The following is a 12,607-nucleotide window of genomic DNA, read 5'->3' as shown; positions in this document are numbered from 1 at the left end:
TCCTAAGCGTAGCTAAGTTTGCTTAAATAAATTAAGCGGCTTCGCCTTCGCCTTGCATTTTGTCGCGTAATGCTGCCAAAGTACGAACAAATTTGCCTGCAGCGGCTTCTTTCATCGTACCCATTAAGCGCGCAATCGCTTCGTCGTAAGTTGGTAAGCTTGCTAAACGATCGATATCTTTAGCAGCGATAAACTCGCCTTCAAAAGCTGCGCCTTTAATTTCAAACTTATCGTTTGTTTTAGCAAATTCTTTGAACAAACGTGCCGCAGCACCTGGATGTTCAGTTGAGAATGCGATAAGTGTTGGACCTACAAATACGTCATTTAACACAGAGTAGTTAGTGTCTTCTAACGCACGACGTAATAAAGTATTACGCACGATACGCATATCAACACCCGCTGCACGAGCTTCTTTACGCAGTTGGGTCATTTTACCTACTGTTACACCACGAGCATCGGCAACAACAGCAGAAAGGGCACCTTTGGCAGATTCACTTACTTCAGCAACAATCGCTTGTTTGTCTTGAAGATTTAATGCCATGGGTTGTCTCCATATTATCAGTTTCCTAGTTATGATTAACTTAGGGCACCAATAAACCTAGTTAATATAATAAGTTAAAGTACAACTTATTATCACTCCGATACGGTGGCAGTCAATGGTAAATTAAACTGCCATCCCGTCTGCGTAGGCTGTGAAAAACTTTCACAATTAAACTATTTACGATTAAACCAATAGAATTATGATTAAACCAATAGAACCTACGGTCTTAGACAGCACAACCCGTTTGTGCTGAACTAAATTTAAAATATATTAAAAATCTACCATCAAGCGTGATAGCTTAAGCATTACGATAAGGTACTGGATCTAAGTTGATACCAGGGCCCATCGTGCTTGATAGAGTGATTTTCTTGATATAGATACCTTTTGAGGTCGCAGGTTTTGCTTTTTTCAAATCAGCGATTAATGCAGACGCATTTTGCTCGATTTGTTCAGCACTAAAACCTACTTGACCAATCGTGGTATGGATAATACCTGCTTTATCAACACGGTAAGTTGCCTGACCCGCTTTGGTATTTTTAACCGCTTCAGCAACGTTAGGGGTAACTGTACCTACTTTAGGGTTTGGCATTAAGCCACGTGGACCTAAAATTGTACCTAATTGACCGACAACGCGCATTGCATCAGGCGACGCAATCACAACATCAAAGTCCATGTTGCCCGCTTTGATGCTTTCTGCTAGGTCTTCAAAACCTACGATATCAGCACCTGCTTCTTTTGCTGCATCCGCTGCTGCACCTTGTGCAAACACGGCAACGCGTTTGGTTTTACCGGTACCTGCAGGCAGGTTAGTAGCACCACGAACCACTTGGTCAGATTTACGTGGGTCAACACCTAGATTGATAGCAATATCGATTGACTCTTTGAATTTTGCTGGTGGCAATTTGTTTAGGATTTCCACCGCTTCAGCCAATGTGTATTGTTTGTTCGCATCATAACTTTCAGCGATTGCTTTTTGACGTTTAGTTAATTTAGCCATTTACACACCCTCCACGTCAATACCCATTGAGCGAGCAGTACCCGCCAATGTGCGAACCGCAGATTCTAAGTCAGCAGCAGTTAAGTCAGCGTTTTTGGTGTTAGCAATTTCTTCTAACTGTGCGCGGTTGACTTTACCCACTTTAGTTTTGTTCGGTACGCCTGAACCTTTGGCAGCACCTGCAGCTTTGCGAATTAAGAACGCCGCTGGTGGTGACTTCATGATGAAGGTGAACGATTTGTCGTTGTAAACAGTGATTTCAACAGGAACAGGTAGACCTGGTTCCATGCTAGAAGTAGCTGCGTTGAACTCTTTACAGAATGCCATGATGTTCACACCTTTTTGACCCAATGCTGGACCAATAGGTGGTGATGGATTAGCTTTACCAGCTGGCACTTGTAGTTTGATGTAACCATCAATCTTTTTAGCCATGATAGACTCCTGTTATGGGTAATAGCGCTAGACTCCCACTCATCGAATGGCTATCTGGCTCCCCGGGTGATATTGTCAATCTTGCAGACAACAGAAAAAATAAAGTGCCATATTATAAGCGAATTTTTACTTAGGTAAAGCAAAAATTGCTAAATTTGGCACTTAGTTACAATTTTAGGCTCAAAAACCCCTAAAAAAGAAAACCTATCAGAAATTAGTTAATTTTTTCTACTTGCTTAAACTCTAGCTCAACCGGGGTTGGACGGTTAAAGACATTGACGGTCAACTGTAAGCGTGATTTTTCGTAATCTACTTTTTCCACCAAGCCTCTAAACTCGGTAAACGGACCATCGATGACCAACACCTCTTCACCTGGTTCAAATAAGGTTTTTGGACGTGGTTTGTTTTCGTTGGTATTTAAACGATTTAAAATGGTATCGGCTTCTTTTGGGGTAATCGGCGCAGGATTTTCTGGCGTACCGCCAATAAAGCCCATCACACGTGGACAGTCTTTAACTAAGTGCCATGTATTGTCGTTCATATCCATTTCAATCAATACGTAACCTGGAAAGAATTTACGCTCAGATTTGCGTTTTTTGCCATCCCGCATTTCGATAACTTCTTCGGTTGGGACAAGTACTTGACCAAACGATTCTTTGTATTCGCTGCGATTGATACGTTCAATCAATGAACGCTGCACTTGTTTTTCAAAGCCTGAAAATGCTTGTACGATATACCAACGCATGGATAATCTTCCTCTAATTCATTGCTAAACACATCGCCTACTATACCAAAGATGAGCAATGCAGGTAAAATATTGATATTGCTAGATAGATAAAAACCCACAGATGTGGGTCAAATAAAAGGGTTTGGCTAAATTTTTGCTATTGACCAATGACGTATTGAATCAATTGGCTAAATACGGTATCTAATAACCACACGATAAAGGCTAATATCCCAGCCACTACCGCAACTTGCCAAGTGTATTCAAGGGTTTCTTGTTTGGTCGGCCAAGTCACACGGCGTAATTCAACGCGAGAATCTTGCAACAGCGTTTTAAAAGCACTGCCTTGGTTGGTCAATGCCAGTGCCAATAATGCAGCAATGATTAGTCCAGCAATAACAGCCACTCGCGTCCATAAATTGCTAGCGGGTTGCCAATATGCGGGTAAATATTGATTGACTAAAGTTGCACTGATTAATGCAACAAAAGCAAAAATCCACAGGGCAAAATCTTTAGGGGAGTGTCGTTTGGCAATCTCAATAGCGGCAGGTTGGTGGACAACCACTTTTTCACCAGACATCCTTTTGCCATTGAGCTCTGCTAGTTTTTTCTCTAGCATTTGTTTCATAAGGCTGCCCTGTCTATCATTAAAACGTATTTTATTATTAGAATAAAGCGTATACGCTAAACTAACTAAAATGTGGCAGGCGATGAGGGACTCGAACCCCCAACATTCGGTTTTGGAGACCGACGCTCTACCAATTGAACTAATCGCCTATGTTGAGTTTGAGTATTATAGCGAGTTTTTTTTTGAATGCAACACTTTCTATAGTTTTTTGCGATTTTAATCTTAGCGTAGCACCGCTAAGATTTTACGGCGTAAAAGCGCAGCATCCGGCATAGCTTCCCCATTGATTCGTAGTATCGGAATACCTGCACTCAATAGCGCTTTGTCTTTTTTTTCGTCTTGCTGCTGACGGCGGCGAGTGTTGTGCGTCCAGTCGTCTAATTCAATTGCCAATAGTACGGTTTGCTTGTCTTGATCGACCAGCACATAGTCAACACTCATACGGCAAATACGATTGAACCAAAAGCCTTGGTCAGTATCGTCATCGTCATTTGGCATGATAATACGTGATAGCTGTACTTGCCCAAAAATAATCAGCTCAGGCACGGCTTGCTGCAAGCGATTAAAAAATATCACTTCGGTTGGTGTCATAATCGGCATCGGCTCAAACGGCCATACCGCTAATTCATCTCCCCGAACTGGCTTAATAACCTCTTCTCGGCTACTGCCACTACTACGAAAGGCAAACACTAACAGGATAAACACCACAAACGCTAACACTAAAAAAATTGTCACACTAACCACACACTCATATCTATAGGATAATTACCACAAGGGAGCATTATTCCTCTATTGGGTGATTTTCACAAGCACATAGACAAACAATGCGACACAAAATGTCGCATTGTTTGGGTTGTTTGGCCTTGTTTGCATAGTTTGGCTTTAAAAGGTTAAATAGGCTTACCAGTAAAGCACCCAGCCACTATTGACATTCACGCGGCTATCGTTATTGAGCTTGTCTTTGAGCGCCAAGGCAGCGATTTTGCCTTTTTCTGGACCTACGACGATACGTACTCCTTTACTCGTTTGGGTGGTTTTGACTTTGTAGCCTGCCGCTTGTAATTTTTGGGTGATTTCATTGGCTTTTTTTTGGTCGGTTGCCAATGCGACTTGTACCCCAAACGTACCTTTGGCATCCGTTTGTTTCACTGTCTGACGCGCCTGCCTTAAATTGTCTTGTGCCGCTTGGAATGCTTGTTTTTTTTGGGCTTGTTGCTGAGCTTCTAGTTTTTTCTGGGCGATTTCTTGTTGACGTTTTTGCTCTTTTAACTGCTCTTCTTGCTTTTTGCGGGCCATCTCATTTTGACGTTGTTGCTCTCGCGCTTGGGCTTGCTGGGTAATACGATTGACTTGTGCCGAAGTCGGGATGGTGATAGTTTGCCCGACACGTAAATTGCTGGTGGTGTCGAGATTATTGACGCTTGCCAATACGTCGACTGGCACATTGTAGCGACGTGATAACCCTATCAACCCCTCGCCTGCCTTGACTTGATAGGTGCCAGGATTGCTAGGGGTGGCTTTTGCCGCGGGCTGCGGCTGTGCAACGACGGGTGCTGCCACCGTGGGCTTTGGCGTAGCTATGATTTGTGCAGTATTTTGGGTTTTCGCAGCGCTTTGGCTCTGTGCGCTATTTTGTAGGCTATTGGGGGGTAGTGCAGCTTGCGTTTGTGGTGGTGCGGCGACCGTGTCAACGGGTCGGGGCTTTACCACAGGTTGGGTAATCGCGGTCACTGAACTGGCAACCACCGAATTGGTATTGGCGGCATTTTTGTTGGCATACAGTTGATTTTCAGCACGGCTACGCGCCAAAGCTTCGGCTTCAATCCGCTGTTGCTCGGTCATGTATTGCTGGGCTTGTTGTTCTTGCGCAGCGACCCGTTGCTCCCGTTCTTTTTGTTTTTGCGCCAGTAAATTTTTTTCGGTTGCGATATCCGCGGTGAGTGGCTCGTTGCTGATTGCTGATTGTTTATCTGTCGTGGGTTTAGCGATAACTTGTTGGCTATTGGCTGCAGGTTTAGCAGGCGCTTTCAAGACTTGGTGCATAGTGGCATATAACAGCACGCTACCGCCTAACAATACCGTTGTACCCAATAATGCTTGCTTAGAAAATTTCATGCCAATTACCCTAGTTTATGTGTCTTGATAAATGATTTTTTCAACCTATAAAAATCAACGAATTTTGACTAATCATAGCAAAATTCGCGTTAGCAGTTTTTACCATTGTTAAGATATTAACTGAAAATTTTGAAAAGTAAAATCATTTGACGCACAAATTCGTTATTCACTGAGTGATTGGCTGGTCAGTACACCGCTGATGGTATAAAAAGAACCACACACCAAAATTAGGTCATTCTCTTGGCTTTGGTCAATCACCGATTGGGTCGCCAAATTCAAATCCTCAAAAATAGACACAGAATTAAAGTAGCGTGGTAACAACTCAGTTAAGCGCTCTTGGCTACTGGCTCTAGGGTGAGATATAACGCCGCTGTGAGCACTGTCAATCGGCATAACCGTCTGGGAGAATTGCTGTAGATGGGCGAGCACGGGCTCGATGTCTTTATCAGCGAGCATGGATATGACCAAATGCAATTTGGCGGTTGGATGCTGGCGTTGGTAAGCATGCACATACGGCGTCAACTGCTTGAGCAAAAACTGCATCCCATGCTCATTGTGGGCAACATCAAATACCCATTGGCGAGCTGACATGCGTCTGCTGTCAAAACGCCCTGCCAATTTTACTTTCGGTAACGCAGCTTGGATGTGGTTTTGGGTTATGGTTAATGGGCTGGCTAAGAGGGCGGTGATAGCCGTTGCGGTATTGTGCAAAGACAAATTGGGGATAGGCAACGATAAAGTCACCGCGTTATTGCTATATTGCCATGTCACTGCCGCCTCAGTATGGCGGTAGCCATAATCTTTGCCAAACTGTAGCAAATGGGCATGGTGCTGTGCAATCAAAGGCGCGATGGTTGATGGCATATCGGTTTCGCCATATACCAATGTCAGGTTATCACGCAAAATACCGGCTTTTTCTACGGCTATTTTTTCACGGGTGTCGCCGAGCCATTCGACATGGTCGATACCCACATTGGTAATCACCGCAAGGTTTGGCTCGATGACATTGACGACATCGAGGCGACCGCCTAACCCCACCTCTAATACCCAGACATCACAGTGGTTTTGGGCAAAAATCAAAAACGCGGCAAGCGTCGTCATTTCAAAAAATGACAGCGTCAACCCACAATCCACTCTCGCCTGCTCGATTTTGGCAAACGCATCAATCAAAGTTTGGTCATCGACCATTTCTCCGTTAATTCTGACACGCTCGTTAAACACCAGTAAATGCGGCGATTGATATAAAGCGGTTTTATAGCCTGCTTGTTGACAAATCTCGGCAATAGTGGCGGTGGTTGAGCCTTTGCCATTGGTGCCTGCCACGGTAAACACAAAGGCATCGGTTTGCTTTATACCCAATGCTTGAAATACGGGTATCACCCGCTCAAGCCCCATATCAATCGCGGACACATGGATGCCTTGCATATAGTTTAGCCACTCGGTTAACGAGTTTGAAACGCTAGGCGGCAATGGGGATGGTGGGGGTGCGACGGGTAAGCTTGACTGTTGCATGGATAAAACCGTGATAATAATGAATTAGTGAGCCTGACAAAAATAGGTCATTTTTTTGAGTAAGCGATGAATCGTTTCTTTCATTTGTAAACGATGGACGACCTGATCGACCACACCATGCTCTACCAAAAACTCAGCGCGCTGGAAGGGCTCGCCCAGCACTTCGCGAACGGTTTGTTCAATCACCCGTTTGCCCGCAAAACCAATCATGGCTTTGGGCTCCGCCAAATGGATATCGCCTAACATCGCAAGTGATGCCGTCACACCGCCATACACAGGATTGGTCAGTACCACAATATAAGGAATATTGGCGTGTTTGAGTTTCTCAATCGCTGCCGCCGTACGCGCCATTTGCATGAGTGATAACAAGCCCTCTTGCATACGGGCGCCACCCGATGCGGCAAAACATACCAGCGGGATTTGTTCTTTGAGCGCCGTCTCGGCAGCGAGCACAAATCGATCACCTACCACAGAACCCATTGAGCCACCCATAAAAGCAAAATCAAACGCACAAGCCACCACGGATAGCCGCTGAAGTTTGCCTTTCATGACGATAAGCGCTTCGGTTTCGCCTGTCTTGGCTTGCGCTTCGCTCATTCGTGTTGGGTAAGGCTTGCTATCGACAAAGTCTAATGGATTGCCTGCTTGGTACTGCTGCCCTAGCTCATCATCTACTTGGTCAAAAAACCAGTTCAGACGCGTGCGGGCGGTCATGCTAAGATGTTCATCACACGATGGGCAGACATAATTATTAAAAATCAGCGCCGTATTGGTGATGATTGAATTACAGTTGGGACATTGAGTCGATGGTTCGGTCTCAACCGCCGTCAGTATTTGCTTGGCACGCGGCTTGATGGTGGGTAATGGGCGTTTTAACCAAGTTTCTTCCAGTGTCTGTCCCATCGGTTGAGGCTTCATATCAGTGCTCATAATAAGTCCCTATTAACAGTGCAATTTAAGAGTGCCAATGAATAGTAGTTTTTTGAGTGTACAAGTACAAACTCATTTTATAATGCGTATGCTAACTGATTTTAGCAATAAATGAAATGATTAACCTCAAATACCTCAAACCATTCTATCACTCAAGACTATCAATCGCTTCTCTTAGCTCATCCATTTTATCTAAGATGGCTTTTTTGGCATGGGCAATTTTCTGTTCATCATTGCCCACATCCGCAAAGTTTTTCACTAGCTCACTACCCACAATCACACCATCCGCATATTGTCCGACTGCTTTTGCCGATGCACCATCACGAATACCAAAACCAACACACACAGGCAAAGCAGTTTGTGCTTTAATCGCTTGGACGTGCTCGCCCACATCTTGGGCATCCAATGCTTTTGAGCCTGTTACGCCTTTGACCGATACATAATAGATAAAACCTCCGCCATGTTTTAACACTTGCTCGCGGCGTTCTGGCAAGGTGGTTGGCGCAAGTAAAAAGATTTCGTTCATTGCGGAATTGGCGAGTTTTTGGGTAAAATCGCCCGCTTCTTGTGGCGGTAAATCGACCATCAAAACACCGTCAATCCCTGCATCTTGACAAAGGCTAATAAACTTGTCATAACCGATGATTTCAATCGGATTCAGATAGCCCATGACTAGCACTGGCGTGGTGGTGTTGGTTTTACGAAACGCTTTTACCATCTCAATCGCTTGGCGGGTACTGGTGCCACCTGCCATTGCGCGCTCGCCTGCGAGTGCGATAGTTTCACCGTCTGCCATCGGGTCGGAAAATGGCAAGCCAACTTCGATGACGTCTGCGCCGTGGTCAACGAGTTCATGTAGTAAGCTGACGGTAACAGTTGGGTTTGGGTCGCCTGCCATCACATAAGGAATTAAAGCTTTTTTGTTTTGCGCTCGTAACGTGTTAAATGTGGTTTCAATTCGGGTTGTCATGATTTCACTCTTCAATTTTTCGACTTTGATGTGTTATGTTGCGATTAAAAGGTGGATATATACAAGTTTCATCTTTAACAATATGTTTAGCTACCAACTTATCATCCTCATCCATCTCGTCATACCAATAAGTATCTGTATCCCAACCTTTACGTTGCTCCCATTTTGTATCCGTTTGCACCAATTTATGACTTTCATTAATTTTTAAAATCTCTTCATGATTCATATTTTTTCACTCTATTTTAATAATTCTTGATTATAGACTTCGGACATATCTTGAAAAAATGTGTTCAGTCTTACAGATTAACCTGTGGATTATACCAATGGCTAAAACACGCATTTGATACTTAACCGTCCGTTCGTGGCGTATTTCCCCAACAATACAGATATTTGAGTTTTTTCTTGGCTCAATATTCAGCGATTAGCCAGTCTAAGTCGTAAATCAAATCTCAATCCCATCACGTTTCATGACCGTGTGCAAATCCTTATCCCCACGACCCGACAGATTGACAATAATCGACTGGTCTTTTGACATGGTTTTGGCAAGTTTCAACGCATACGCAATGGCGTGCGAGCTTTCTAGTGCAGGAATAATGCCTTCTTTTTGGGTACATTCACGAAAGCCAACCATCGCTTCTTCATCGGTACAAGGTACGTACTGCACACGGTCGATATCTTTTAAGAAACTATGCTCAGGACCCACACCAGGGTAATCAAGCCCTGCTGAAATCGAATGGGTGCCCAAAATCTGCCCATCATCATCCGCCATCAAATACGTGCGGTTGCCGTGTAATACCCCCACTCGACCGACGGTAAGCGGTGCAGCATGGTTGCCTGTCTCGACCCCATCACCGCCGGCTTCGATACCATACATTTTGACGTCTTTATCATTTAAAAAGTCATAAAATAGTCCAATGGCATTACTACCGCCACCGACACAAGCGACCAACGCATCGGGCAGTTTGCCTGTTTTTTGGTAGTGTTGTAGTTTGGCTTCTTTGCCGATAATGGCTTGAAAGTCACGCACCAGCATGGGGTATGGGTGCGGACCTGCGACAGTGCCAATGACATAATAAGTGCTATCGACATTGGTGACCCAGTCACGCATGGCTTCATTCATGGCGTCTTTGAGCGTGCGAGTGCCCGAGGTGACAGGTACCACTGTTGCGCCAAGCAAACGCATACGATACACGTTCATGGCTTGGCGTTCGACATCATCTGCGCCCATATACACCACGCACTCTAAGCCTAGACGCGCCGCGATGGTGGCAGTTGCTACGCCATGTTGTCCTGCGCCTGTCTCGGCAATGATGCGTTTTTTGCCGACCATTTTGGCAAGCAACGCTTGACCGATGGTGTTGTTGACTTTGTGAGCGCCTGTATGGTTCAAGTCTTCACGTTTAAGATAAATCTGCGCGCCACCGATATCATCACTTAGGCGCTTAGCATGATAAAGTGGCGTTGGTCTGCCAACATAATTGACCAAGTCGTCTTGAAAAGCTTTCCAAAATTCGGGGTCAGCTTTGGCAGTGTTATAGATATGCTCAAGTTGTTCTAATGCCGCCATCAGGGTTTCAGAGACAAAGCGTCCCCCATGAATGCCAAAATGTCCGCTGGCATCTGGGTATTGATTGAAGTCTTTTACTTCAGTTGGGTTTTGAATGTTCATTATTTTCTCTCTAATTTTATAAATCTTTAACGACTTTTAAACCTGCAAAGGTCTGTGCAGTGGGCATGACTTCGATACGGTTGATATTGACGTGTTTGGGCTGTTCAATCAGCCATGCCACCATATTGGCGATATCTTGTGGGGTGACATATTGCACGCTGTCATAAACTTGGGCGGCTTTGGCGTCATCGCCATGAAAGCGAATATTGCTAAACTCTGTGCCACCACATAGTCCTGGCTCGATATTACTGACACGGATATTTTTACCGACCAAATCGGCACGTAAGTTTAGGCTAAACTGGGTCACAAAGGCTTTGGTCGCGCCATACACATTACCACCAAAATACGGATAATTGCCTGCGGTTGAGCTTAAATTAATAATGTAACCGTCGTTGTTGGCGACCATACTAGGCAGGATTTCATGGGTTAAGTGAATCAAGCCTAGAATATTGGTATTGACCATTTGTTGCCAATCGGCAAAGTCTGTTTTATCCGCGGGTTCAAGTCCCAGTGCCAATCCTGCGTTATTGACCAGTACATCGATGTTGGTAAGCAAATCATTTGGCAAAGTTTGTAGCGCGGTTTTGGTGGTGGGCAAGTCCGATACGTCAAAGTTTAGCGGGATAAAGTTATCGCCCAGTTGGGTCTGTAGTTCATCCAGTTTTTCTTGGCGTCTGCCAGTGCCGATGACGGTATGACCTTTTGAGATGAGTAATTCGGCAATCGCTTTGCCAAACCCTGCGGTTACGCCTGTGACCAAGATATTCATATTGTTACCTATAATTTTATGTACTAATATACTAGTACGTTAGTATATACCAATTTATTTGAAAAGCAATCTTTATCCTTACAGGATTTATTTGCGAGTTTGTTCAATAAATTTTTGCATTTTCGCCAAACTTTTAACGCCTTTTGCTGACTCAATGCCGCCGCTGACATCCACGCCATACACATTGGTTTTGGCAATCGCTTCGCCCACGTTATCCGCCGTCAATCCACCAGCCAAAATAATCGGTAAAGGTGAGTTTTTAGGGATTTTATCCCAATCAAAACTATCGCCCGTTCCGCCAAATTTATCGGGATGATAGGCGTCAAGTAGCACGCTACACGCGCCAAAGTCTTTAAGTTCTTGAATTTGGGTGACAATCGTCTCCGTGGTGTCATCATGGCTGATACGTAATGCCTTTATCCAGCGTTTATTGATTCTATCCGCCATCAGCTTGCATTCTTGCGGCGATTCATCACCGTGAAACTGTATGATATCAAACGGCACGTGATGCGATAGATAAACCAATTCTTGCTCGGGCATATTGACCACCAATGCCACCACCGTGGTAAACGCAGGCACCGCTTTGGCAAGCTCACAGGCTTGCTCGGCGGTCACCGCTCGCGGACTTGGCTCATAAAATACAAAACCCACCGCATCGACGCCAAGATTGACCGCATTTGTAATATCTTCAAGTTGGGTAAAGCCGCAAAATTTGACCGCTGTATTTTTCATTGAGTTGTGTTTGTCTTGGGAATGATAAAAGCTAGTATAACGAAAAAAGGCACCCAAACGGATGCCTTTTCTCAGTCTTTTATTAGGCTATAACGAATGTCACATTCGCTTAAATTAAAGCCGCCTAGATTAAGCCTCTTTTTTTTCTGATTGTTCTGACTTTTCCACCTTGTCTGCATCGTCAGCTTTCTTCGCTTCTGCAAGTTCTTCTATTTTTTCCTGAGCAGTCTCTTGAAGCGTGGCTGCTTTTTCTTGAACTGTTTCTTTTTTTTCTTGAACTGTTTCTTTTAAGGTTTCAGCTGTTTGCATGACACTGTCAATCACTGTGCTTTTGTCATCAGCGCTATCTTTAGCATGGTCTTTGGATTGCGCTTTAGCGTGCTTTTTGCTATCTGCTGCTGATTTGGCGGTGTTGATACCGAGCATGCTATAACAAGGACAATGACCTGTCGCACCCGATACTAAGGGTATTAAGCCAAGCATTTTCATCTTTTTGCTTTTCGCTGATTTTAGTAAAGCTAGACCTGCCACAACACGCGCGATACGCTCTTTGTTGCCCACATTGGTTTTCATTTATTATTTTCCTTA

At 44.4% G+C, this 12,607-nt stretch carries 15 protein-coding genes and 1 tRNA gene; all 16 read right to left on the bottom strand.

Going from position 1 to position 12,607, the window contains the following annotated elements:
* Positions 1-31: 31 nt before the first annotated feature.
* Positions 32-541, bottom strand: a complete 510-nt coding sequence (gene rplJ, locus RTN07_RS00360) for a 50S ribosomal protein L10 (RefSeq protein WP_138018878.1) — start codon at positions 539-541, stop codon at positions 32-34.
* A 298-nt stretch (positions 542-839) separates the two neighbouring features.
* Positions 840-1,538, bottom strand: coding sequence for a 50S ribosomal protein L1 (gene rplA / locus RTN07_RS00355; RefSeq protein WP_138018877.1), 699 nt, complete (start codon positions 1,536-1,538; stop codon positions 840-842).
* Complete coding sequence (gene rplK, locus RTN07_RS00350) at positions 1,539-1,970, bottom strand: 50S ribosomal protein L11 (RefSeq protein ID WP_007116398.1); 432 nt, start codon at positions 1,968-1,970, stop codon at positions 1,539-1,541.
* Between the two features lie 214 nt (positions 1,971-2,184).
* Positions 2,185-2,715, bottom strand: coding sequence for a transcription termination/antitermination protein NusG (nusG, locus tag RTN07_RS00345; protein ID WP_007116399.1), 531 nt, complete (start codon positions 2,713-2,715; stop codon positions 2,185-2,187).
* Between the two features lie 139 nt (positions 2,716-2,854).
* Positions 2,855-3,322, bottom strand: a complete 468-nt coding sequence (secE, locus tag RTN07_RS00340) for a preprotein translocase subunit SecE (protein ID WP_050323995.1) — start codon at positions 3,320-3,322, stop codon at positions 2,855-2,857.
* A gap of 73 nt (positions 3,323-3,395) precedes the next feature.
* A tRNA-Trp gene (locus RTN07_RS00335) sits at positions 3,396-3,471 on the bottom strand.
* 73 nt (positions 3,472-3,544) lie between these two features.
* A complete protein-coding gene (locus tag RTN07_RS00330; RefSeq protein ID WP_286130449.1) occupies positions 3,545-4,057 on the bottom strand; it encodes a DUF2726 domain-containing protein in 513 nt (170 codons plus the stop codon).
* A gap of 165 nt (positions 4,058-4,222) precedes the next feature.
* A complete protein-coding gene (locus RTN07_RS00325) occupies positions 4,223-5,437 on the bottom strand; it encodes an SPOR and LysM peptidoglycan-binding domain-containing protein (RefSeq protein ID WP_312174694.1) in 1,215 nt (404 codons plus the stop codon).
* A gap of 162 nt (positions 5,438-5,599) precedes the next feature.
* Positions 5,600-6,949: a bifunctional tetrahydrofolate synthase/dihydrofolate synthase gene (gene folC, locus RTN07_RS00320; RefSeq protein WP_312174692.1), complete on the bottom strand. Its 1,350-nt coding sequence runs from the start codon at positions 6,947-6,949 to the stop codon at positions 5,600-5,602.
* Between the two features lie 24 nt (positions 6,950-6,973).
* Positions 6,974-7,879, bottom strand: a complete 906-nt coding sequence (gene accD, locus RTN07_RS00315) for an acetyl-CoA carboxylase, carboxyltransferase subunit beta (protein WP_186303344.1) — start codon at positions 7,877-7,879, stop codon at positions 6,974-6,976.
* Positions 7,880-8,027: 148 nt separating this feature from the next.
* Entirely contained in the window at positions 8,028-8,849 is an 822-nt protein-coding gene (gene trpA, locus RTN07_RS00310) for a tryptophan synthase subunit alpha (RefSeq protein WP_312174689.1), read from the bottom strand.
* Positions 8,850-8,853: 4 nt separating this feature from the next.
* Positions 8,854-9,075 (bottom strand): hypothetical protein, encoded by a 222-nt coding sequence (locus RTN07_RS00305; protein WP_060996310.1) that lies wholly within the window; start codon positions 9,073-9,075, stop codon positions 8,854-8,856.
* 216 nt (positions 9,076-9,291) lie between these two features.
* On the bottom strand, positions 9,292-10,518 hold the full coding sequence (gene trpB, locus RTN07_RS00300) for a tryptophan synthase subunit beta (protein ID WP_036601146.1): 1,227 nt from the start codon (positions 10,516-10,518) through the stop codon (positions 9,292-9,294).
* A 16-nt stretch (positions 10,519-10,534) separates the two neighbouring features.
* A complete protein-coding gene (locus RTN07_RS00295) occupies positions 10,535-11,287 on the bottom strand; it encodes an SDR family NAD(P)-dependent oxidoreductase (RefSeq protein ID WP_312174685.1) in 753 nt (250 codons plus the stop codon).
* Between the two features lie 87 nt (positions 11,288-11,374).
* A complete protein-coding gene (locus RTN07_RS00290) occupies positions 11,375-12,019 on the bottom strand; it encodes a phosphoribosylanthranilate isomerase (RefSeq protein ID WP_198510466.1) in 645 nt (214 codons plus the stop codon).
* Between the two features lie 129 nt (positions 12,020-12,148).
* A complete protein-coding gene (locus RTN07_RS00285) occupies positions 12,149-12,592 on the bottom strand; it encodes a YgaP family membrane protein (protein ID WP_312174682.1) in 444 nt (147 codons plus the stop codon).
* Positions 12,593-12,607: the final 15 nt, after the last annotated feature.

It is taken from the genome of Moraxella sp. CTOTU46934 (assembly GCF_031979465.1).
Lineage (GTDB): Bacteria > Pseudomonadota > Gammaproteobacteria > Pseudomonadales > Moraxellaceae > Faucicola > Faucicola tetraodonis.
The sequence above is the reverse complement of the archived record's forward strand: the minus strand, read 5'-3'. Positions and strand labels throughout refer to the sequence as shown.